This is a genomic window from Marinicella marina, assembly GCF_030065545.1.
Taxonomy (GTDB): domain Bacteria; phylum Pseudomonadota; class Gammaproteobacteria; order Xanthomonadales; family Marinicellaceae; genus Marinicella; species Marinicella marina.
Genome location: NZ_JASJNC010000012.1, coordinates 19,269 through 42,313, shown reverse-complemented (window position 1 = coordinate 42,313; position 23,045 = coordinate 19,269). Strand labels below are relative to the sequence as shown.

At 43.7% G+C, this 23,045-nt stretch carries 26 protein-coding genes; 13 read left to right on the top strand and 13 right to left on the bottom strand.

Translation table 11 applies throughout. The annotated features are described in order from the left end of the window. Positions 1–122: 122 nt before the first annotated feature. The 6 genes from QNI24_RS15180 to pcnB all read right to left on the bottom strand — a co-directional run bounded on the left by QNI24_RS15180 (position 123) and on the right by pcnB (position 6,099). Entirely contained in the window at positions 123–893 is a 771-nt protein-coding gene (locus QNI24_RS15180; protein ID WP_267177448.1) for an NAD(P)H-binding protein, read from the bottom strand. Positions 894–897: 4 nt separating this feature from the next. Continuing rightward, the gene (gene dcd, locus QNI24_RS15175; RefSeq protein ID WP_267177447.1) at positions 898–1,467 is read right to left on the bottom strand and encodes a dCTP deaminase; all 570 of its coding nucleotides are present in this window, start codon (positions 1,465–1,467) and stop codon (positions 898–900) included. 23 nt (positions 1,468–1,490) lie between these two features. After that, positions 1,491–2,513: an iron-sulfur cluster carrier protein ApbC gene (gene apbC, locus QNI24_RS15170; protein ID WP_267177446.1), complete on the bottom strand. Its 1,023-nt coding sequence runs from the start codon at positions 2,511–2,513 to the stop codon at positions 1,491–1,493. A 3-nt stretch (positions 2,514–2,516) separates the two neighbouring features. Continuing rightward, positions 2,517–4,049 (bottom strand): glucose-6-phosphate isomerase, encoded by a 1,533-nt coding sequence (gene pgi, locus QNI24_RS15165; protein ID WP_267177445.1) that lies wholly within the window; start codon positions 4,047–4,049, stop codon positions 2,517–2,519. A 267-nt stretch (positions 4,050–4,316) separates the two neighbouring features. Next, the gene (gene folK, locus QNI24_RS15160) at positions 4,317–4,838 is read right to left on the bottom strand and encodes a 2-amino-4-hydroxy-6-hydroxymethyldihydropteridine diphosphokinase (protein WP_267177444.1); all 522 of its coding nucleotides are present in this window, start codon (positions 4,836–4,838) and stop codon (positions 4,317–4,319) included. A 4-nt stretch (positions 4,839–4,842) separates the two neighbouring features. Further along, positions 4,843–6,099, bottom strand: a complete 1,257-nt coding sequence (pcnB, locus tag QNI24_RS15155; protein ID WP_267177443.1) for a polynucleotide adenylyltransferase PcnB — start codon at positions 6,097–6,099, stop codon at positions 4,843–4,845. Between the two features lie 67 nt (positions 6,100–6,166). Between pcnB and fdxA the strand changes: the two genes are divergently transcribed. Then, positions 6,167–6,496: a ferredoxin FdxA gene (gene fdxA, locus QNI24_RS15150; protein WP_267177442.1), complete on the top strand. Its 330-nt coding sequence runs from the start codon at positions 6,167–6,169 to the stop codon at positions 6,494–6,496. Positions 6,497–6,575: 79 nt separating this feature from the next. Here fdxA and QNI24_RS15145 read toward each other — a convergent pair whose 3' ends face one another. Continuing rightward, entirely contained in the window at positions 6,576–7,199 is a 624-nt protein-coding gene (locus tag QNI24_RS15145) for a hypothetical protein (protein ID WP_267177441.1), read from the bottom strand. Beyond that, the gene (dapA, locus tag QNI24_RS15140) at positions 7,196–8,098 is read right to left on the bottom strand and encodes a 4-hydroxy-tetrahydrodipicolinate synthase (protein WP_267177440.1); all 903 of its coding nucleotides are present in this window, start codon (positions 8,096–8,098) and stop codon (positions 7,196–7,198) included. Before dapA ends, QNI24_RS15145 begins: the two co-directional genes overlap by 4 nt. Before the next feature lie 67 nt (positions 8,099–8,165). Here dapA and QNI24_RS15135 point away from each other — a divergent pair, with 67 nt between their 5' ends. From QNI24_RS15135 to QNI24_RS15120, 4 genes are all read left to right on the top strand, one after another. Continuing rightward, positions 8,166–8,633, top strand: a complete 468-nt coding sequence (locus tag QNI24_RS15135) for a peroxiredoxin (protein WP_267177439.1) — start codon at positions 8,166–8,168, stop codon at positions 8,631–8,633. A 136-nt stretch (positions 8,634–8,769) separates the two neighbouring features. Then, positions 8,770–9,777, top strand: a complete 1,008-nt coding sequence (locus QNI24_RS15130) for an isocitrate dehydrogenase (protein WP_267177438.1) — start codon at positions 8,770–8,772, stop codon at positions 9,775–9,777. Positions 9,778–9,942: 165 nt separating this feature from the next. Beyond that, positions 9,943–11,181, top strand: coding sequence for a porin family protein (locus QNI24_RS15125; protein WP_267177437.1), 1,239 nt, complete (start codon positions 9,943–9,945; stop codon positions 11,179–11,181). Between the two features lie 76 nt (positions 11,182–11,257). Further along, positions 11,258–12,334, top strand: coding sequence for an AI-2E family transporter (locus QNI24_RS15120; RefSeq protein WP_267177436.1), 1,077 nt, complete (start codon positions 11,258–11,260; stop codon positions 12,332–12,334). A gap of 14 nt (positions 12,335–12,348) precedes the next feature. On the opposite strand, the gene grxC is transcribed toward QNI24_RS15120, so the two are convergent. The 5 genes from grxC to QNI24_RS15095 are packed head-to-tail and all read right to left on the bottom strand — an operon-like array spanning position 12,349 to position 13,832. Next, the gene (gene grxC, locus QNI24_RS15115) at positions 12,349–12,609 is read right to left on the bottom strand and encodes a glutaredoxin 3 (RefSeq protein ID WP_267177435.1); all 261 of its coding nucleotides are present in this window, start codon (positions 12,607–12,609) and stop codon (positions 12,349–12,351) included. A gap of 8 nt (positions 12,610–12,617) precedes the next feature. Beyond that, positions 12,618–12,947 (bottom strand): TusE/DsrC/DsvC family sulfur relay protein, encoded by a 330-nt coding sequence (locus QNI24_RS15110; protein ID WP_267177434.1) that lies wholly within the window; start codon positions 12,945–12,947, stop codon positions 12,618–12,620. Continuing rightward, a complete protein-coding gene (locus tag QNI24_RS15105; RefSeq protein WP_267177433.1) occupies positions 12,938–13,204 on the bottom strand; it encodes a hypothetical protein in 267 nt (88 codons plus the stop codon). The genes QNI24_RS15110 and QNI24_RS15105 overlap by 10 nt, the downstream gene beginning before the upstream one ends. Next, the gene (locus tag QNI24_RS15100) at positions 13,201–13,500 is read right to left on the bottom strand and encodes a hypothetical protein (RefSeq protein ID WP_267177432.1); all 300 of its coding nucleotides are present in this window, start codon (positions 13,498–13,500) and stop codon (positions 13,201–13,203) included. The genes QNI24_RS15105 and QNI24_RS15100 overlap by 4 nt, the downstream gene beginning before the upstream one ends. Next, positions 13,500–13,832, bottom strand: coding sequence for a DsrE family protein (locus QNI24_RS15095; RefSeq protein ID WP_267177431.1), 333 nt, complete (start codon positions 13,830–13,832; stop codon positions 13,500–13,502). Before QNI24_RS15095 ends, QNI24_RS15100 begins: the two co-directional genes overlap by 1 nt. A gap of 118 nt (positions 13,833–13,950) precedes the next feature. Between QNI24_RS15095 and QNI24_RS15090 the strand changes: the two genes are divergently transcribed. From QNI24_RS15090 to QNI24_RS15055, 8 genes are all read left to right on the top strand, one after another. After that, positions 13,951–15,432 carry a M48 family metalloprotease gene (locus QNI24_RS15090; RefSeq protein WP_267177430.1) on the top strand — a complete coding sequence of 494 codons (1,482 nt, stop codon included), beginning with the start codon at positions 13,951–13,953 and terminating at the stop codon, positions 15,430–15,432. A 73-nt stretch (positions 15,433–15,505) separates the two neighbouring features. Next, positions 15,506–15,784, top strand: coding sequence for a DNA-directed RNA polymerase subunit omega (rpoZ, locus tag QNI24_RS15085; RefSeq protein WP_267177429.1), 279 nt, complete (start codon positions 15,506–15,508; stop codon positions 15,782–15,784). A 66-nt stretch (positions 15,785–15,850) separates the two neighbouring features. Continuing rightward, positions 15,851–18,001, top strand: a complete 2,151-nt coding sequence (locus QNI24_RS15080; RefSeq protein ID WP_283708765.1) for a RelA/SpoT family protein — start codon at positions 15,851–15,853, stop codon at positions 17,999–18,001. Further along, positions 17,985–18,365 carry a RidA family protein gene (locus tag QNI24_RS15075; protein ID WP_267177427.1) on the top strand — a complete coding sequence of 127 codons (381 nt, stop codon included), beginning with the start codon at positions 17,985–17,987 and terminating at the stop codon, positions 18,363–18,365. The genes QNI24_RS15080 and QNI24_RS15075 overlap by 17 nt, the downstream gene beginning before the upstream one ends. A gap of 20 nt (positions 18,366–18,385) precedes the next feature. Next, entirely contained in the window at positions 18,386–20,437 is a 2,052-nt protein-coding gene (gene recG, locus QNI24_RS15070) for an ATP-dependent DNA helicase RecG (protein ID WP_267177426.1), read from the top strand. Between the two features lie 30 nt (positions 20,438–20,467). Continuing rightward, positions 20,468–21,472, top strand: coding sequence for a hypothetical protein (locus QNI24_RS15065; RefSeq protein WP_267177425.1), 1,005 nt, complete (start codon positions 20,468–20,470; stop codon positions 21,470–21,472). A gap of 139 nt (positions 21,473–21,611) precedes the next feature. Further along, positions 21,612–22,469 carry a 5'-nucleotidase, lipoprotein e(P4) family gene (locus QNI24_RS15060; protein WP_267177424.1) on the top strand — a complete coding sequence of 286 codons (858 nt, stop codon included), beginning with the start codon at positions 21,612–21,614 and terminating at the stop codon, positions 22,467–22,469. Between the two features lie 69 nt (positions 22,470–22,538). Beyond that, positions 22,539–23,027 carry a TspO/MBR family protein gene (locus QNI24_RS15055; RefSeq protein WP_267177423.1) on the top strand — a complete coding sequence of 163 codons (489 nt, stop codon included), beginning with the start codon at positions 22,539–22,541 and terminating at the stop codon, positions 23,025–23,027. Positions 23,028–23,045: the final 18 nt, after the last annotated feature.

Below are 23,045 nucleotides of genomic sequence, written 5' to 3'. Positions count from 1 at the left end.
TTCGAAGTAGAGAAAGTGGTCTGTTTATAAGCTGTTTTGGCCCTTTGGTTATCAGCTGATGGTCAGTTCAATCCTTTGTTAAAAGCACACTAACAACAAATCAATGTAGTTGTGTGTCGGAATCAATAACTGAATTTGAAAACATCAGGTTGCTGTAACACGTAGTTCAAACTGTTTTTGACTTTGTGATTGAGAATGGTTTTGTCTGATGTTTCCCCCTTTTTGTTGTCCAAAAGTGGTGGCTCAGCGCCTAACTGTGCCGTCATCGCAGGATAGAAATCACCCTTGGCCGGATGATTGTCAGCACAGCCATTGAATACCTCACCCCAGGCTTGGTTGTTGATGATGGCCAGTATGATGCCCAAACAGTCATCGAGGTGAATCAAGTTGACCCTGGCCTGTGGGTTTGTGATGGTTTTACCACCAGCAAAGAATCGCCCAGGGTGTCTTTTGGGACCGACCAAACCAGCAAATCGTATGATGGTGGCTTGGGGGTGTGATTGGATGACTTGCTCAATGTCTAACAGCGGGTTATCAAAGTTCAGGCGCGGTGAATTTTCATCATGCGGTTCATCGCTGTTGGCGTAAACTGATGTTGAGCTGATGTATATGATGGCTTGAGTCTGGTCTGACTTGACTTGTTTTATTAACTTTTGATAGGCATCAATGTCTTTACTGGTGATGGCGATGATCAGTAGGTCGACATCCAATAATTGGTCATCAGCTGACAACTCATCACCCAGCTGGTAGTGCCTGATGTCCAAGCCGTTTTGGGTTAATCTTGCAACTTTTTCGGCACGGGTTGATGTCATCATGACTTCATGGCCATTTTTTATGAGTTGTCCTGCCAATGGTTGGGCCAACCAGCCACTGCCGATGATACTGATTTTCATTCTATCAGGCTTTGGGCAGTGTCACACCTTGTTGTCCTTGGTATTTGCCGCCGCGATCTTTATATGAGACATCACATACTTCATCTGATTCAAAGAACAAAAATTGGGCGACACCTTCGTTGGCATAAATTTTTGCCGGCAACGGTGTGGTGTTAGAAAATTCTAAGGTCACGTGGCCTTCCCATTCAGGTTCCAGTGGCGTGACATTAACAATGATGCCACAGCGGGCGTATGTTGATTTGCCAAGACATATTGTTAATACGTTGCGCGGTATTTTAATGTGTTCAACGGTGCGAGCCAAACAAAAGGAGTTCGGCGGTATGATGCACACATCAGATTTAACATCAACAAAACTCTTGCGGTCAAATTTCTTAGGGTCAACCACTGAAGAGTTGATGTTATGGAAAATTTTGAATTCATCAGAACAGCGCACATCATAACCGTAACTTGAGGTACCGTAGGATATGATTTTGTTGTTGCGGCCGGTGGTCCTGACTTGATTTGGTTCAAAAGGCGAAATCATGTCATGCTCTTGTGCCATTCGACGAATCCAGTGATCTGATTTTATGCTCATAATGTTTGGTTTTATTGGGTTGGTTAAATTTTATGCAGTTTAAGACTGTCGGTTAAGCTGAATTTAATGGGGCACTTGGCCAAATTTTGACCGGTGCGTAAAGCAATCATCAAAGCTTTTTCATTCAAGGGATGACTGGCCTGCCAGACTGCCGAGGGGTGACCGCTGTCCATGTTTGTTCTGATGTCAATATTCAATGGCATTTGTCCCAGCATCGGCACATCAAACTCTGCGGCCATTTTGGCCCCTCCATCTTGGCCAAATATGTGTGCTTCATGACCACAGTTCTCACAAATATAGGTGCTCATGTTTTCAATCACGCCCAGCACGGGAATGTCTACTTTCTGAAACATGGCCAATGCTTTCTGTGCATCCAGCAGGGCAATGTCTTGTGGTGTGGTCACCAGTACAGCCGCAGTAACCGGAATTTTTTGAATCATGGTCAATTGGATGTCACCAGTGCCTGGTGGCAAATCCATGATCAAGTAATCCAGTTGTGACCAACGGGTGTCTTCAATCATTTGCATCAAGGCTTTGGTGACCATTGCACCGCGCCAAATGGCAGGATCCTTTTCTCCCAAGATGTAGCCCAAAGACATGGTTTGTAAGCCATCGGCATCCACTGGCAAAAATGATTTTTGATCGGGGGATTCGGGTTTTTGACTGACGCCCAACATTTTAGGAATACTGGGGCCGTATATATCAGCATCCAGTATGCCGACACTGGCACCCAGTTGTTGCAGTGATTTTGCTAGCATCACGCTCATGGTAGATTTACCCACACCGCCTTTTCCAGAGGCCACAGCGATGATGTTTTTGATGCCTTTAATCGGTTTGATTTTGTCTTTGACGGCGTGTTGTCTGATGTTTTGTTTGATATTCAAGTCAGCAGTATCGATCAAGGCAGCCAATTGCTTTTGATAATCCTGTTCAAATGCACCGATTGGGTAGCGAAATTCGATGCGTTTCTTGCTGGACTTGAAATCGATTGATTTATCAAACAGCTGTTGGGTGATTGGGTCAGTTTGTTCGGTCAGTTGGGTCATGGTTTATTCAGTTACTTTTTTGATCAGTGCCATAGTAGATGGGTCTAGTGCGACCTCATTTAAAGTGTTATTTTCAACATGTTCTTGGATATCCCGAGCAATTGACTTACCCAACTCAACGCCTGGTTGATCAAAACAGTTGATGTTCCAGATAACTGACTGGGTATATATCATGTGTTCATACATAGCCAGCAGTTGTCCAACAGACTCAGCTGAAAGGTCCTTTAACAATAAAGTGGTGCTGGGTTTGTTGCCAGGACAACCTTTCATGCTGTGGTCTTCTTCCTTGCCTTGCATCAGCGCCGCACCTTGGGCAATCATGTTATAGAGTAAAAAATCTTGTGCCGGAGAATTATGCTCCAATACACCAATGAAATCCAAGGGCAGGGCATCCACGCCTTGGTGGAAGGCTTGAAAGAAGGCATGTTGTGACAACTGACCATGATCGCCGAAGACCCATGGGGTGGTTGGATAATTGATGACATCACCTTGCACGTTATGCATTTTACCAGTGCTTTCCATCATCAGCTGTTGCAGCCACTTGGGCAAACTGCGCAGTCGGGCATCATAAGGCAGGCAACTGTAGGCAGAGAGCCCAATGAAATTTCGGTACCAGATGGATATCAATGCCATCAGCACTGGTATATTGCGCTCAAAGGGTTGGTGCCTGAAGTGTTCATCCATGGTATGCGCTCCATGTAACAACTCACGGAATTGTGATTTACCTGCAGCCAGTACTATGGGGAAGCCTATGGCTGACCACAGAGAAAAGCGACCGCCTATAGATGCATCAAATGGTAAAACCATGTGCTCAGGAATGCCGGCTTGGGTGGCCCGCGATTGATTGGCGGTTATGGCCATCAGTGAACTTTGTGCTGTGGTCGGTTGATAACCGGCTATTTGTTCAAGTTTGTTTTGTATGGCTGTTGCATTCATCAAGGTTTCAACCGTTGAGAAGCTTTTAGAGCTGATACAGAACAAGCAGTGCTCAATGTCTATGGATTGAAACAGCTGGTTGATAAGAGAGTCATCGACACTGGCTGCAAAATAAACTGTTATTTGACTTTCGCTTTGTAACTCGGTCAATGCCTCTACCACCAATCGTGGCCCCAAGTATGAGCCGCCAATGCCAATATTCACCAATTGTTTGACTTGTTTGCCGAAAGCGGTTTTGATTTGACCTGAATGCACCGCATCAGCTAGATCAAACAACAATGCGGTGTTGTTCTTGTGATTAGGGTGTTGTGGATCTCGCAGGGTGGTGTGTGTGGCTGCCAGTTGGTCGGTGGTATTAACCACAGCCGCATTGAACAAGTTCTCAATGGCGGGTTTTAATTTGGCATGGGTAGCCAGTTCACACAATTGGCTTAATACATCATCATCAATCCAATTCTTAGACAGATCAAGGAAGATATTTTCTGACTCAAACGTCAAGTTTTCGAGGCGATCGGCCTGTTGCCACAAAAAACCCAAGTCTTTGAGTTGTGGATTCTGGGCGTGTGTCGCCAAATCTTGCCATATAGGATTGTTGCGCATCAATGCTGGTTATTCTACAAACGGATTATTGTAGCTGATAGGCAAAAAAAAACCCATCCAAATTGGATGGGTTAAATACGATATTTTACTTGTGCCCTGCTTGTCTTGGAGTTTTCGAATGATTTACTCTAAAACTGGTAACAATATTACAACAACATTTGTTTAAAAGCAACACCAATGTGTCTTTTTGTTTAAAAAAAACAACAAAATGAAGTCTTTTTATGATTTTGTTGCAAAAAAGCAACAAAAATACAACATTTTGAGTCTTTACAGGCGATTTATACTCGTTTTGCAGGGGGTTAATTGTTTTAGGTAGTTTTGTTGTTTGTTGATTGTATTAATTTTGTATTGCCATTTTGGCGGTAGGGTTTCGATAAAATGCAGCATGGGCCCCATGACAAAGCTGCGTTCAAGCATGTGTTGATGCGGAACGATGAGGTTGTCGCGATTGATGGTTTGCTGACCATATAAAATGATATCAATGTCAATATTGCGACTGTGCCATTTGTGGTTTTCTTGGCGGTTCATCAAGCGGTATTCAATGACTTTCAATGCTTTTAATAAAGCCAATGGTTTGAGTTTAGTTTTAATCGCCACAACAGTGTTCAAGAAAGCCGCTTGTTGGGTTACGCCCCAAGGTTCTGAATGGTACCATGGAGCAGATGCCAGCACTTTGGTGTTGGCTAATCGATCAATGTGGCGCAAGGCAGTGATGAAGTTGCGTTGGCTATCGCCTTGGTTGCTGCCCAGTGCCAAGTAGCAGATGTGTTGGGCATCTCTTGCAGCCATGGAGTCAGAGTTCTTGGTTGATTTTTTGTCGTTTGTTCTTTTTACCAAATATCAAACTTTTGATGCCCTCAGGTGACATGTTTTGAATACTGGTCCAGAAATCTGACTGCTGATCGAGTTTTTCGTCTATGGTATTGCGTAACAGCAGGAAGTCATAAGCGGCACGAAAGCGAGGGTGATGCAAGGTACTGTAAACGCCCTTGCCAAACATTTTTTTGAACCTGATTTGTAACATCCACATTTGGCGAACGCCATTTTGAATGGCTTTGGGTATCATTAAAAATTCTCGTTGATTGATCATGACTTGGGTGGTGGCTTCATGTAGCGCATCATGGGAATTTTTGCCACTGTTCAGCACCTCATGGTACAGCGGTATGAACTCTAACCACAAAACACAGGCAGTCAGAAATACTGGGGTGACGGACAAGCCGTTTTGTAGCCTGTGGTCGGTGTTACTGAAAGCTTCGAGTAAAAGGTTATGCCATTGTTGTTGCTGAGGAATGATTTTTGCTGCCACGGGGAATAAAATTTCAAAAAGCCTCAGCTCCATCAATTCCTTGTAGGCGATCTCCATATTGCCACAATGAAACATTTTGACTGTTTCGTCAAACAACCTGGCGGTAGGTACGTTGGTCAGGTGTAAACGATTGTTGATGATTTGTTGCCTTAATTCAGCTGACAAGGCCAGTCCTAATTTGGCGTGGAAACGTACCGCACGTAGCATCCTCACTGGGTCTTCTATGAATCTTTGGTTTGGGTTGCCTATAAGTTTCAACTCGCCTTTTTTTAAATCATGAACACCGGCAGCAAAATCCAGAATGGTTTCTTCTTGTAAGTCAAAATAGAGTGCATTGCAGGTAAAATCTCGTCTGATGGCGTCTTGATCGACTGTGCCAAAAACATTGTCTCGAATGATTTGGCCTTTTTTCATCACCCGATCGCCAGGATCGCTACCACGAAAAGTAGCCACTTCGTATATGCTGTTACCCATGTAGACGTGCGCCAGCCTGAAGCGTCGGCCGATAATCCGACACTTGCCTTTGAAAATGTGTTTGATGTCCTCTGGTGTGGCATCGGTGGCTATGTCAAAATCTTTGGGATGTAAGCCCAACAGCAAGTCACGTATGGCACCACCGACCAGATAGGCCTCAAAGCCATTCTCGACCAGCTTACTGATGATTTTCTTGGTGGCAGGGCTGATTTCAGCAACGGGTAATCTGTGTTCAGATTTTTGGTATGTTATTGGGTTCTGGTTTAGCAAGTTTCTTGACTGCGATTTAACGGCTTGTTGTATAATTTGGCATTATATCAAATCGAGGAGCAATTGAATGACTTTTGTGGTAACTGAAGCCTGTATCAAGTGTAAGTACACTGATTGTGTAGAAGTCTGTCCAGTGGACTGTTTTCATGAGGGGCCTAATTTTTTGGTGATAGATCCAGAAGAATGTATCGATTGCACCTTGTGTGAACCCGAATGCCCGATTGAAGCCATTTACCCTGAGGATGACTTGCCAGCAGGTCAAGAGAAGTTCATTGAAATCAATCAGCAACTGTCAGAGAAATGGCCAGTTATTACTGCCATGATTGAAGCGCCTGAAGATGCCGATGATTGGGCGCAGGTTAAAGACAAGGCGCATTTGTTAGAAACTGGAGATTAAAGTCAGACAATCATCACTTTTAAAGTGCAAATAAAAAAAGCGCCAAATAGGCGCTTTTTTTACTTTTGTTAGCCGTCCTTCACTCTTTATCGGCGGTGGCTGCCTCAAAGATGTGATTGAATAAATCATCCACCACATAGGACGAAGGGGCTTCAAAGTCCACTGTTTGAATCCATATTTGTTGCTTTTGAGGTAATTTCAAACAAGTCAGCACGTACTCTCCGGATCTGTCGATATAACTGCTGTTGATTTGAAATATCTTACTGAAAAATCCTTGGTTGACTTCTTCTGTGATGGGGTCATAAAACATGAAAGTGGCTTGACAGTTATCTGGGTCCTCATCCAATAACTGCCAGTTATAACCGTGGTCACCCAGGATGAGCTCCCAAGCATCTTGTTCATTGAATATTTCGATGGTTGGCATGCCGCCGCTTTCAATAATCACCACATTCTCATCGCTGCTGCGGCGTTTAGCAAAGCTCATTTCAGGTGGTTTTGAGTCCGGTGCTGCATCATCACCGGCCACCTTAACTTCGGGTATTTTTAAGGCATTGGTGGTGCGCGGTAAGTCTCGAGATTCAACCGGTTGTAGTTCTGGTGCTGGTTTGGCTTGTAAGTAGGCTTCTTCCTTGACTATGCGTTTGCAACTGGTCAGTGTGACACACAAGGTAAATAGCAATATTATATTAGTCAATGACTTCATAAAGTGTTTAACTCCGTTTCAATGGTTTTGAGTTGTCTTTTTAATTCGTTGGGTTTGATCTCTGTCAACACCAAGGGTGCGCGGATTCCTGAGTCTATCAGCTCTGCTGCGTGCATGATGGATTTCAATGGACATGGATTGGGTTCATGAAACAAAAAATCACACAGGGGTTTGATTTCATCGTTCATCTTCTCAGCGTTGTTGATGTTGCCTAATTGTACCAGTGTACACAGTTCCTTGATGGTTTTTGGTATGACATTTGCCGCCACGCTGATGACACCGTGTGCACCCTTGGTCATGGCGGCCACAAAACTGTGATCATCACCCGAAAGGACACTGAAATCTTTGTTTTTAAGCAGCTTTTCTATGCGAGTCATATCTGACTTGGCTTCTTTGATACCAATGATGGCATCCAGTTTAGCCAGTTTGGCAGTGGTCTCACTGCTGATATCAATGCCGGTGCGGTTAGGTACATTATATAAAATGATGGGCAGTGGTGCGTCGTCGGCTATGGCTTTAAAGTGGTTGTAAAGGGCCTGTTGTGATAACAGCAGATAATAAGGTGTAACAACTAATGCGGCATCAGCGCCGAGGTTGGCAGCTTGCTTGTTAGCCTGTTTGACTTTGTTTGGATCGATGGTGCCAGTACCCACAATAACCAAGGTGTCGTGCCCTTGGCATAATGATACTGCCGATTCAATCAATGCATGCATTTCAGTCGTTGTCAGTAGGGCCGATTCACCTGTGGTGCCGCCAACAATGATGCCATCAGTGCCAGCTTTGAGGTGCATTTTGATGAGTTGTTGCCATTGGTCAAAGTTGATTTGACCATCAGGACTCATGGGTGTCACCAGGGCGACCATGCTGCCAGATAAATTTTTGGCTTTTATTTGTCCCATTTAACCTTGTATCTTAAATTCAAAAGCGCATAATTATATGCTTTTTTTAAGATGGGTGTATTAAACAATGGTTAAAATCGATAATAAAGTGTGGCAGCAAGCTTTGAGTTTCACTGACGGCAATCAATCAAGTATGGCGCAGCGAGTAAAAAAGAATGCTGTGTTGTATTTTTATCCCCGAGCAAACACCCCGGGATGTACCAATGAAAGTAAGGATTTTTCCGAGCTTTATGAACAATTTCAAACACTTGGTTGTGAGGTGATTGGGGTTTCCGCAGACAGCTTGAAAAAGCAACAAAACTTCAAAAAGAAATATGATATGCCGTTTGAACTGGTGGCTGATGTCGAGGAGGTTTTGTGCCAGGCATTTGCTGTCATCGTTGAAAAAAACATGTATGGTAAAAAGTTCATGGGCATTGAGCGCAGCACATTCATTCTTGATGGTGATGGTAAGGTGTTACATGAATGGAGGAAGGTAAAGGTTCCAGAACACGCCAAGGAAGTGTTGACACAAGTCAAAGAAATTAATCAGTAATTCAGCTATAATTGTCCATCGGCTGCGGCCACCAGATACTGTCTGATGCCAGTGTGCAGGTCAAAACCTGTTAAGTATGCTGTGGGTCTTCGGCAAATTATAAAAACAATATAAAAATATTTAAAAAGGAATAACAATGACGCAAAAAATCACAATCATCAAAGGCGATGGCATTGGGCCAGAAATCATGGATGCCACAATCAGGGTTTTGGAGCACTTGAAGTTAGATTTTGATTACGAATTCAAAGCAGCTGGTTTGGCTGCATTGGATGCAACAGGTGAACTGCTTCCAGCTGATACCTTGGATGCCATAGCCGCCAATAAAATTTGTTTGAAGGGTCCATTGACCACACCAGTTGGCAAAGGTTTCAGTTCGATCAACGTGGCGATGAGAAGGCACTTTGATTTGTATGCCAACGTTCGGCCAGTGGTGACATTCGAAGGCACCAAAGCGCGTTATCATGACATCGATATCATGACCATCAGGGAGAACACTGAGGGTGCCTATTTAAGTGATGGGCAAACCATTAATGAAGACCACACAGTGGCTGAATCTAAAATTGTGGTGACACGGGAAGCGTCTTTGAATATTGTACGTTATGCATTTGAAATAGCTAAGCGGGCAGGACGTAAGAAAATCACTGCAGTGCATAAGGCCAATATCATGAAGACCACTTCCGGCTTATTTTTGGAGGTGGCCGAGGAAGTGGCTAAGGACTATCCGGAAATTGAGTTCAACACACTGATTGTTGATAACACTTGCATGCAACTGGTGATGAATCCGAGCCAATTTGATGTGATAGTAACCACCAATTTATTTGGTGACATCATTTCAGATTTGTGTGCTGGCTTGGTCGGTGGCCTGGGCATGGCGCCAGGCGCTAACATTGGTAAAGAAGTGGCCATGTTTGAGGCCGTGCATGGTTCAGCGCCGGACATTGCTGGAAAGAAAATCGCCAATCCAACGGCATTGATGTTGGCAGCTGCCATGATGTTAGAGCATTTGGGTCATGTGCAACAAGCCAACGACATCAGGATGGCTATCAGAACAACTTTGTTGGCCAAAGACCGTTTGACCGGTGACTTGGGTGGCTCGGCAAAAACCGCTGAATTCACTGATGCAGTGATATCGAGATTGGCTTGATTGGACAGGTTGAACAGGCTGGAAATTGGTCGAGATATGGAGTGATGTTGTGTTTTTGCAACAAATTTCATAATTTTGGTGGTAATTTCAGTCATTTCGGCTGAGAAAAATTGACATTTTGTTGTTTTTTTGACATCATTCAATTTCAGGCGAAATAATATATTAATGTTACGAAAACTCAACCAATTCATTGTTACCACAATGTTCTTACAGGTACTAGCTACAGCGCCAGCTGAAGCGGGCGATTTGTCGTGGTTCAATTTAGCGGCTGCAGATTCAGGGGCAGCGCCGGTATCTATCTATTCTGGTTACAAGCGGATTGACAGCAAAATGGATTTGGGCCATTGGCGCAACAGCATTGCGCAGAAGATTCTGCCTAACTTTTACTCAGATTTGAATTTGAATAATACCAACCATGTGGCTGCATCACTGAGTTTAGAAGGCGCGAAAATGTATTTCAATGCCAAGCGCTTCAATGAAATCAGCCAGTTAACTGATGGCAAGTCATATTTTTTCACCTTTGATTATGACCAATCCTTTTTACAGCCGGTCAGTTTTCAAGAGTCGGTCTTTCAATTTGATCAGTTCCTCATCAGGGACAACGATTCATTCTCTCGCAGTATTTTTGCACCTGGTTTTGCTTATCGTGTGAATGACGACTCAGAAGTCAGCTTGGCTGTGGTGTTTGCTCAACAAAACTATTCTGACATCAACTTTTTGGCCTCTGAAATCAACGGATTTGATCAATTGGACTTGTATTCAGTCAGTTACACCGAAACCAGCAATGGTCTGGGACTTAATTTAGGTTTGTCACAACGTTTTTTTGATCGAGTCACTGTAGATGCCGAGTACCAATCAAAAATTGACATGGATGGTTTCAGTCGATTACTGGGCGTACAAGCCGACCCGGCTGATTTTGATATACCTGAGCAAATTAAAGTTGCACTGGGTTTTGATATCACCAGTAAAAATGCCTTGACCTTAAAAGCCACGCACAGCTACTACAGCGACATCAATGCTTTTGTCAGCCGCTCATTCCCTGATATTTTCTTGACGTTTTTGAACGACTTGGAAAGTCCTGATTTTAATTGGGATGACCACACCATTTTCGCTGTTAACCTTAATCACCAATTCAACAACGGTGCGATTTTGAACCTAGAATATTCTGGCCGTCAACAACCACCAGCAACCGAAGCTGATCTGACCACAATTTTAGATGCCATTTCAGCCTCGTATAGCGTCCGATTGGGTCTGACAACACCCCTATTTGGTGGTGAACTTGATTTATATGCCAGTTACGCACCCATGCCTCTGAATTTTGGCAGAACAGATTTTGGCCGTGTAAATACTGAATTACAAGGCAATCACAAAGAAGCCGTTTTGTCATGGCTTTACACTTTCTAAACGAACGTCTCTTTTAGCCTCTACTGAGCAATTAATTTTATTAGGCATGTAGCGTCCAGGCGCATATAATAAATTCATGAATGTTATTTCCAGTTGGTTCAAGCGGAATTTTTCCGACCCGCAAATAGTTATTTTGATCTCGGCACTGCTGTTCGGTTTTGTTTTCATCATTTATTTTGGCAGGCCTTTGGCGCCATTTTTAACCAGTATTGTGGTGGCCTACCTGTTGGAAAGTGTCATTCTGCGACTAGAAAAAATGAATGTGCCGCGGGTTTTGGCCGTTGGTTTGGTATTCTTGGTATTCTTGGCGTTGATGATGGTATTGATTATTTGGTTGGTACCAAAGTTAACCAGCCAGGTCAGTCAGCTGGCACAAGCGTTGCCTGCTTATTTGTCGACCGGGTTGGATTTTCTTAGGACTTTGCCTGAAAAATACCCCAGCATGATTGAGCCTGAACAAGTCCAATCAGTGATTGCGGGAATCACCAATGAAATGACGCAGTGGGGTCAAACCATTTTGGGCAGAACAGTTTCTTCTGTTTTCAGTGCGTTCTCTATTGCGGTTTTTTTGGTGGTTATGCCCATATTGGTTTTTTTCTTACTTAAAGACAAAGCAGTTATTGTGGCGTGGTTGCGTCAATTTATCCCTAAAGATTCCAAACTGACTTTGTCTGTTTGGAACCAAGTTGACATCCAAATTGGTAACTATGTTCGAGGTAAGGCCTTTGAGATTTTGTTGGTGGGGTTAATCAGTTATATTGTCTTTGTGTTTTTTGACCTGGAATATGCCATTTTGTTAGCAACATTAACGGGTTTTTCAGTGTTGGTACCTTTTATTGGTGCAGTGGCTGTGACTGTGCCAATTGCGTTGGTTGCTTTTTTCCAGTTTGGGTGGACCGCGCCATTTGCTTACGTGATGATTTCATATGGTGTGATTCAAATGCTTGATGGTAATGTTTTGGTGCCATGGTTGTTCTCTGAGGTCAATAATTTACACCCCGTAGCGATCATTGTCGCGGTATTGTTTTTTGGTGGTGTGTGGGGTTTCTGGGGTGTGTTCTTTGCCATTCCTTTGGCTACATTAGTTAACGCCATCATAGAATCTTGGCCAAAATCAATCAAAAACCCCGAGCAAGAGCAGACTGCTGAATGAGCCGTACAACAGTATCAGAGCAACAGTTGATCTAATTCACCTGAGCGGCTGGCCGCATTCAGGTCATCAAAACCACCCACGTGATGGCCATTGATGAATATTTGTGGCACGCTGGTTCTTCCAGAGCGTTCAATCATTGATTGTCTTTCGGTTGGGTTTTGGTCAATTCTGATTTCGTTGTAATTCAAATTTTTACTTTTCAGTAGCTGTTTGGCTGCATTGCAATAAGGGCAAATCAGGGTGCTGTAAAGGATAATTTCATTTTCTTTGTTCATTTATTTTCTCACATACAATGTTTGGGTTTTGGTAGGCCAGCATGTTTACTGGCAAACCTGACAGGACCATCTGGATAAAGGCGGTAGAGGTACCTGGAGTCAATTTCAGGATCTAATTTTTGGCGTAAAAGTTTAATCAATAATCGCATGGGTGGGGTATCGCCAGTGGCGTCATAGATGTTTTGTACGGTCTCAATCAATTGCCAGTGTTGCGGTGTCAGCTCAATACCGTCGTTTGCCGCCAGCACTTGGGCAACTTCACGGTTCCAATCTGATCGATCAGTCAAGTGTCCGTGTGCGTCGGTTTTGATGGTTAAATTGGCTGTTTTTACTTCCATGTCAGGGTGTTGTTGTGCTCGAGGATTAATTCAAGCCACTTGTTCTCGTTAACTAAATATTCATCTATATGAGGTCCTTTTTCATTTTTTACAACATAGCACGGGTTATTTAGCTGTGCCAGCTCAAGTTGTATTCGATCCAGGTCATCGTCGTTGAGTGGGCCATAAATTAATAAAGTATCTTTGGGGCCAATTAGGCGTTTGTTGGCTTGTATTGTCTGAGTGTTGCGCCACCGGTACATGTGTAAAGTTTTCATGACAAAAAAGCCGCCTGATTTTTCATGTTTTCAAAATCCGCTGTACTCAATGCTGTAGTATCTAAAGCGGTGATGCCAGAGTCAGCTGTCAGGTGATAAAAATCATTAACACCATACAATTTCAATGCGGTCCATTTTTTCAATTGAGCGTTTGAGTTAATTAAGTTTTCACAGCCTGCGCCACTGAAAACCACATCAACTGAATGTTCAAAATTCAGCATCGCAAGGATTAACAAGTAACTCTGTTCAACTTGGGTTGTATTCATTTTTTCGTTGATGATAAATAACGATTGCATCAGTTGATCTCTACCACTTTGTCGGCCTGTTCCATGGCGTTGACCCAACTGGCTAATCCCACGACTTTAAATCCCTCAACCTGTTGATTTGGTTTTAAATTGGTGTGCAACTCAACCATGGCGCTGCACAAACACAAACTAACACCGGATGATTGTTGCCATTGTTGCCATTGTTTGAGCACTTCACTGACATTGATGATGTTTACAGCATGACCAAAGAAAAACACCATGTCAAGTTGGTGATTGGTGATAATGGACTGACACAGTTTCAAGGCTTCGTTACAACTGTCTTGCCAATCACTGTCAGCATTGATGATGAGGTTAAATTTCATGGTGATATTTTAACCAATAGGTGGTTAAAATGTCTTGTTGTTCACTATTTAATGAGACAGCCTCAGCTTTGCTTTGAATTTTACGCCGTTTTAATGGTCTTATACTTACAATATGAAGATGAAATTTTTACTCACAATTTGCTTACTGTGTTCAAGCCATTCATTGGTACTGGCAGAATTTAAGCTGCCCGATTTGGGCAATCCAGCTGATAAAGTGCTTTCGGCAGATGACGAACAACGTTATCGCCAAGATATCAAGCAACAAATGTACCAATACAACTTCATGATGACCGACCCCATTGTGGCTTCATACACTTATCATTTGGGCTATCAGCTTGCGGCATTTTCAAATAAGCCTGATCAGCCTTTTGATTTTTTTATGATTCCAGCCAACATCATCAATGCCGCTGCTTACCCGGGAGGTTTGATAGTGGTTTATTCAGGTTTGTTTTTGGAAACTGATACTGAAAGCGAGTTGGCCGGCGTACTGGCGCATGAAATTGCTCATGTCAATCAAAGGCACATTTCGCGCATGATGGCCAAACAACAAAAGGCCACAGCACCCATTTTACTGGGCATGTTGGCAGCCATTGCGGCAGCACAATCATCAAGCAGTGGTGATGCGCCAATAGCAATTGCAGCGAGTATGTCAGCGATTCAACAACAATTAGCTATTAATTTTACCCGGTACCACGAGTATGAAGCGGATCGCGTGGGTATCAATACTTTGTATGCGGCTGGTTTGAACCCAGAGGGTATGGCCACATTTTTCGCCAAGTTGATGCAAAAGCACCGAATTGATCCACGTTATCAAATCCCCGAATACTTGCGCACCCATCCGCTTTCAGTCAATCGCGTGACAGAGGCCAAAAACCGCATCAAAGCTTTCACTCCGAAGCCGGTCAGTGAATCAGAGTTGTATGATTATGTTAAAGAACGCGTCAGGGTTTTAACTGCCGATGAGTTTACTGATTTGAGCGCCTATTATCGAGGAACCCTTTCGTCAAATGCTGGTAATACCAACGCATTATTGTATGGCCAGGCATTGGTCTATTATCGCAACAACCAATTTGAACAGGCCTGGAATGTCTTGCAGCGAATTACCCCTGAAGCCAGTGTCAAGTACGTGATTGATATGTTGAAAATTGAAGTCATGGCCAGAATGAATAAAGTTGAAGCTGAGCGATTGATTGATGCTGCTTTGAAGCTGTATCCTGATAATGAGGTGGTATTAGAGACCACCGCCAAGATCATGATGCGTGCCACAGACCTTAAATGGGTGGATGCTGCCATACAAACCATTCGCAAGTTGGTGCAGTTACAACCCGAAAACCCCCACTATTATGATTTGTTGTCAATTGCTTATTACAACGCTTTGAAGCCAGTACAAGCTGGTGAAGCCATGGCTCGCCGTGAACATTTAATGGGCCGCAATTACCGTGCAGTACGAATTCTGCGTAATCTTAAAAAAGACGATGACTTAGACTACTATCAGTCGGCTGAAATCAATGCGTTGATTACAGCTTATGAACCATTGATCACTGAGCGAGAAAGGCGCAGAGAAATTGCTGCTGATGGTGGTATTGGTCGTCGACAATAAGGCTAATTAGGCTTTGAAAAAAAAGCATAATTTGATTACAATGCGCGATTAGCTAAAATTTGATGGAAATATTATGGCACGAGTAACAGTTGAAGACTGCCTAGAAAAAGTACCCAATAGATTTGATTTGGTTTTGATGGCGGCCAAAAGAGCCCGTTTGATTGCCAATGGACAAGAGCCCATGGTTGAAGAAGAAAACGACAAACCAACAGTGCTGGCGCTGCGTGAAATTGCAGACGGTGAAATTAATGATGAAGTACTGGAAGAGTTGGAATTAGAAGCCAAACGAGCCAGAGAGTTGGAAGCTTGGAATGCAGCCGCTGAAACTCAAGACAATGAAGACGCTGAATAACGGTTGTCTGATTGAAATGAAAAAAAGGTTTCGGATGTGAACGAACTCTCATTCACGTCCGAAACAATGAGTCACAAAGCGGTTCAAGCTGCTTTCAAACAACTCAAAGAAAAAACCAACCCTTACCTAAACCCTGAAGAAAAATCTAAACTGCGTGAAGCAGTTCATTACGGTGCTTATGCACACGAGAAGCAGATTCGCAAATCAGGTGAGCCATACATCACTCATCCGATCACAGTAGCTACTGTTCTGGCCGAACTGCGGGTTGATATCGATACATTAATAGCTGGGGTTTTGCATGACACCATAGAAGACACGGATGTTTCTCATGCAGACATCAGCAAATACTTCAACACCGATGTGGCTTATTTGGTCGAGGCTGTCACCAAACTGGATAAACTTAAATTCAGAAACCTCAAAGAAGCGCAGGCCGAAACTTTTGTTAAAATGCTTTTCGCCATGGCTGATGACATTCGAGTCATTATCATTAAGTTATCTGATCGACTACATAACATGCGCACCATCGCCGCCATGAGCGCTTCAGGTCAACGCAGAATTTCGCGAGAAACTTTGGATGTTTATGCGCCCATTGCTGAGCGCATGGGATTAAAAAAAATCCAACATGAACTTGAAGACCATGCTTTCAAGGCACTGCATCCAAATCAATACAAACACATTATTGACGCTTGTCAGAAGATAGCAGGTAACAGGCAAAAAGCAGTTGATAAAATAAGAAAAAACATCAAAAAAGCACTGCTTGAATCGGGCATGCATGTTGATGTCTCTGGCAGGCAAAAGTCCCCATACAGTACCTATAAAAAGCTGAAATCGAAGCAAGTTGAAATCGATGAAATTCATGATTTGTTCGGTGTCAGGATTGTGGTCAGAGAACTGAACCAATGCTATTTGGCTTTGGGCATCATTCATAATTTATACCCACCAAACGAAAACGGTTTCAAAGATTACATCGCGGTACCAAAACAAAATGGCTATCAATCATTGCACTCGGTGGTAACTGGTCCTTTTGGTATGAAATTAGAAGTGCAAATCAGAACCGAGGAAATGGACCAAATGTCAGAAGCAGGGGTGGCTGCGCATTGGCTATACAAACACAAAGACGCCCAACAAACACGATCATTGACCAATGCCAGAAGTTGGCTGAATTCTTTACTGAATTTACAAAAAGATTCCGGTAGCTCATTGGAGTTCTATGAAAATTTCAAAGGTGATCTCGGGGTTGATGAAATATATGTGTTCACGCCCAAAGGAGACATCGTACAGTTACCGAGTAAATCAAGTGTACTTGATTTTGCCTTCGCGATTCACACCTCAGTCGGCTCACATGCTGAAAGTGCGACTGTCAATGGCAACCCAGCCACACTTTCACAAGTTCTGGATACCGGTGATTTGGTTTCAATTAAGACGGCCCAGGGTTTGACAGTGACTGCTGAGTGGTTAAGGGTGGTGGTGACCAGTAAAGCCCGAACAGCCATTCGTAAGGAACTCAAAGACATCAAGGATGAAGATGCATTGATTTTGGGTCACAGGATGTTAGACCGGGCCCTGGATACCTTTGGTTATTCATTTGAAAAGCTGGATCAGCGATCAATCAAGCGGGTATTGAAACACTACCAATTAGACAGCATGAATGAATTGTTGAAAGCCTTTGCTTTTGGTGAATTGTTGCCTTCAATTGCTGCCAGAAAATTAATGCCACTGATGAAGCAACGCAAATTGAATAAGGACTATCAGCCTAAAGAGGCATTGACCATTGATGGTACAGAGGGTTCTATACTGAGTTACCCCAACTGTTGTTTGCCATTACCTGGTGATGACATCACTGGCTACCTCAGTCCAACCAAAGGGGTGGTGATTCACCGCAGTGGATGCATCAACTTGACTGACACATTGAAAAACGCGCCAGAACGGAAAGTGTTTTGTAGTTGGAGTGTTAACACCAACGGTAATTTCAAAACATCCTTAGAAGTTGATGTGGTCAACCGCACCGGTGTACTGGCCAGCTTGGCTGCTGCCATTGCCAATGAGGATGTTAATATTGTCACCATCGATCAAACCGACCGCGACACAGGGTTTTCTCTGTTGGTTTTCACAGTAGAAGTTACCAGCGCCAAACATGCACAAGTCTTGATGGACCAATTACAATCACATCGAGAAGTCTTAAACGTCAAACGAGTTTATCATGAAAGAAATAATTAACACCGACAAAGCCCCAGCTGCCATTGGCACCTATTCACAAGCCATTGTTCATAACCAAGTGCTTTATACCTCAGGCCAAATCCCCATAGATCCAGCCACTGGTGAAATGTTGCCTGCAGAATTTGAATTGCAAGCTCATCAGGTTTTTAAAAACTTAATGGCCATTGCAGAGGAAGCGGGCACATCATTACAAAATGCCATTAAGCTGAATGTGTTTTTGCAAGATTTAGAGGATTTTGCAATGCTCAACCAAGTCATGGGTGAATACATCCAAGAACCTTATCCTGCCAGAGCGGCCATCCAAGTGGCGCGGTTACCCAAAGATTCATTGATTGAAATTGATGCATTGATTGCCATCGGTTAAAACCACCCCGGATGCGATGAATGGAGTTAACTCGACTCAAAGGAATTGGTCAAACCACCGCCGATAAACTCCATACATTGGGTATTGATGATGTCATCGATATGCTGTTTCATTTGCCTTTGCGCTATGAAGATAAAACGTGTATCACAGCCATAGCTGATTTGACCGGCTTTGGTCATGCGCAAGTTGAAGGTGAGATTGTTAAGTCTTATGTGACGCAGGGCAGAAGGCCTATTTTAGTGGTTGAGGTGGCGGATGAATCGGCTGTCATGCAGCTTAAATTTTTTAATTTCTATTATTCTCAAAAAATTAAGATGCGCGCGGGTTTGAGGATTCGTGCTTACGGTGAAGTCAAACATGGCATGTATGGTATGGAAATCATTCATCCCGAGTTTTCACTGGGGGAAAAACAACCAGCGTTGGCCAAATCATTGACGCCTGTCTACCCTAAATCTGAGGGTATTTCACAAAAACTGTTACAAAAAGCTGCTGCGCAAACTGTTCAAATGTTGCAGCAAGGAGAGTTGGCACTGAGAGAATTGTTGCCAACCGAATGGTTGGCCCAGCAAGGCATGCCCGGCTTACGCGAAGCCCTGATGTTCGTGCATCAACCACCGGCAGGTGCTGATGTAATGAAACTATTGAACCAAAGCCATCCAGCCCAACAACGGTTAAAAATTGAGGAGATATTGGCCCATTTTCTGGCCATGCATCAAGCTCGAACTGCGGTACAACAATCTGCTGCGCCCGAACTGCCAATCAACCAACAACAAAATCAATTGTTGTTATCTCAATTGCCCTTTGAACTCACGGCAGCACAGCAACGGGTGGTACAGGAAATACAAGCGGATATGAGTCGAGGCTTTCCAATGCAGCGACTGGTTCAGGGCGATGTGGGCAGTGGTAAGACTGTGGTCGCAGCCTTGGCGATGCAAGCGGGGTTGGTTCATGGTAAACAAGTGGTGATGATGGCGCCGACAGAAATATTGGCAGAACAACATTTGGTTACCTTGAAGGAATACTTCAAAGACAAACAAGTGGTTTTTTTATCCGGTAAGATCAAAGGCAAAGCCAGGGTTGATGTGTTGGCACAAATTGCTGGCGAGGCCGATGTCATCATTGGAACCCATGCTTTGTTTCAGCCGGATGTGATTTACCGCGATTTGGCTTTGGTTATCATTGATGAACAACATCGCTTTGGGGTCCATCAAAGGTTGATGTTGAAAGAAAAAGGGCAAAACAATACCACCTTACCGCATAGTCTGATCATGACAGCCACACCCATCCCCAGAACATTGGCACAAATTGCCTACGCTAACCTGGATGTTTCGGTGATTGATGAGCTGCCGCCAAACCGCAAAGTCATCAACACGGTGCTGTTAGATAATCACAAAATTCAACCATTGGCGGAGCGCATACGCAACGCTTGTAAGAATGGCGAACAAGCCTACTGGGTTTGTACCTTGATTGAAGAATCGGAGCACATGCGAGCAAAAGCAGCCCAAGATACTTATGAGGCTTTACAACAACAGTTTCCTGACTTAACTGTGGGTCTGGTGCATGGGCGCTTGAAAAGTGATGATAAACAAGCAGTGATGGACGCTTTCAAAGCCAATGAAATTCAATTGTTGGTGGCCACCACAGTGATTGAAGTGGGTGTTGATGTTCCTAATGCCAGCTTAATGGTGATTGAAAACGCCGAACGTTTGGGTTTATCTCAATTGCATCAGCTGCGTGGCCGAGTGGGTAGGGGCAACCGGCAAAGTCATTGTGTCTTGGTGTATCAGGCGCCACTGAGTGAAAACGCCCAAGTCAGGTTGCAGACCATGCGGGAAACCAATGATGGTTTCATTATTGCACAAAAAGATTTGCAATTACGTGGCCCCGGTGAAATTCTCGGCACCCGACAAAAAGGCAGCATGGAATTCCGCTTTTCTGATCCCGAACAGGATGCACAATTATTTGAGCAAGCCAAACAGATGGCTGCAGAGCTGTTACAGGCCAATCCTGAGGTGTGTGATCAGATCATTGAACGCTGGGAAAAACAAGCCAAAACCCTGGCAAAAGTATAAAATAATGATTTCACAACGTGTTCCTAAATCATGATTACACTGGAATCAATCAGGCGACTTAAACCGCACATACCGCTGATTTATCTGGTTATTATTACTGTGTTTTGGTCGGTATATTACCGCGGCAGCCATTTCCTCAATGATTATGGCCAAGCCAAGCATGAATGGTTGTTTTTAATAGATGGTTTGGTGGTCTTACCGGTTTTGTGTTGGCTTTGTGTGTCAGACAAAAAAGCAGCCATTTTAAAAGCCGCGGTCTTTGTCTCGTTGGCGGTTTTGGTCGGTAGTTTCATTATTCCTCATGAAAGCAAAATCATTTGGCCATACTTCGAATATGGCCGTTATGGCTTGTTGCTGTTGTTGCTGCTGTTTGAACTTTCAGTTGTCATCACCGTTTATGGAGCCATACGAGCTGGCATGAGGCAAGGCATTGACCCTGATCAAGCCATAACTGCGCCTATTTCTAGTTGGGTGGGACAAGGTCTGTTGGGTCAACTGATGTGTTTTGAGGCAAGGATGTGGAGTTTTTTGTTGATGCACAAAAGAATCAAGCAATCTCATTATACCGGCGATCTACATTTCAGCTACCACAACAAAGACGGTGCGTGTAGCATGTCGTTGGGGTTCATGCTGTTGATGATTCTTGAAATTCCAATCGTCCATGTGCTGTTGTATTTCATTTGGTCGCCATATGCCGCCAATGTCATAACGATTTTGACGCTGTTGGGTTTGTTTTATATGTTGGCAGAATATCGAGCCATGCAACTGCGTCCCATATCACTTTCAACGCAACATGTGATTATCAGGTTGGGTTTATTTAACACCTGTGAAATAAATTATAATGACATCTGCAGCATCACCCTGAATCATGGATATGTCGCCAGAGATAAAGGCATAAAACGCTATAACTTGAGTGGTCACCCTAACATCAAAATCAAAATGCATTCAGGCAATGCAATCTCGGCGTTTTACTTGGGGGTTGACCAACCCAATGATTTACTTAAACACCTCACCAGCAGATTGATTGAAAAATAGCTGATTGTGATCAATCGCTCGGCACTGACGCCTTGAGTTCGTTGTGTGGTCACCCATTTCAGCTGCTGAAAAACTTCAAGTGGTCACGAAATCATCACTTGAATTCAGTAAAATATTAAAAAAAATAAGGAGTTAAATCTTGCTGAATAAAATACAAAAAAATCTGTCTGTGGCAATCGCTGTTCTGCTTGTGATGGGTTGCCAAACCAATCCCATTAAACAGGGCAATGACAGCCAGCATACCAATGCCAGTGTTAACATGAACAGCACCCTGTGGCTGCAAACCGCAGCAGAGTTCAAAGCACATGCCTTACAAAGCTACCTGACAGCACAGCGCGTATTACCAGCGGTGTTAAAAGACACCACAACCAGTGCTGAATTACAGCAACAGAATTTTGCTCATTTGTCACCTGCCATCGTTTTGGATGTTGATGAAACGGTGTTAGATAATTCACCTTACCAAGCACAATTGGTGTTGGATAACAAAACATTTGACATCAATACTTGGGATCAATGGGTAGCAAAACGCAGCGCAAAAGCTATTCCAGGCGCTGTAGAATTTATTAACATGGCAGCAGACTATGGCATCAAAATCATCTACTTGACCAACCGGGAGTGCATACAGCGATCAACTGATGGTGATGACTGCCCACAATTGAATGACACGCTGGTTAATTTGCAACAGGTTGGTATCAGAGGCATCAGTATTGATGACTTGATGTTGAAGCAACAACAGCCAAATTGGGGCTCTGAAAAACTGTCTAGACGCATGGAAGTAGCAAAGAGGCATCGGATTTTGATGCTGTTTGGTGATGATCTGGGTGATTTTTTACCGGCTGTAAAAGCCAACATCACGCCTCAACAGCGGGCAGATTTAGTCAACAATTACAGTGATTATTGGGGCCGTCATTGGTTTGTTTTTGGCAATCCCACTTATGGCTCTTGGCTGCGAATCTTGCCCGGTGAGGCTGAAGATAACTTGCGTGGCTATGAATAAGAGTGAGTCAATACATTGGCCAGTTGAAACACATTCGGTTAAGCTGTGGTATTTGAACGGTATTAACCAATGACAAAGCAACAACAAATTTTGGGTCTGCTGGCATGGATTGTGCTGTGTTTTGCTGCCTCAGCCATTGGTGCAGTGGCATCAATCAAAGCCCAATCATTCTACGTCAATTTGATACGGCCTGATTGGGCACCTCCCGGTTGGCTGTTTGGCCCGGTCTGGACGGTGCTGTATGCGTTGATGGCCATTGCGGCCTGGCTGGTGTGGCGGCAAGGTGGATTCAAACGTCACCCCAAAGCGCTGTCCTTGTTCTTATTACAACTCGGATTGAATGCCTTGTGGAGTTGGTTGTTCTTTGCTTGGATGATGGGCTTTTGGTCTTTTGTTAATATCTTGGCCTTGTGGTTATTGATTTTGTTGACGCTGTTATCCTTTTTCCGCATCAAAAAGCTGTCAGGGTTGTTGTTGGTTCCGTATTTACTTTGGGTCAGTTTCGCCGCTGTTTTAAACCTTGCTATGTGGCAGCTCAACCCATCAATTTTGGGTTAAGCCGTCGACATCAATGAG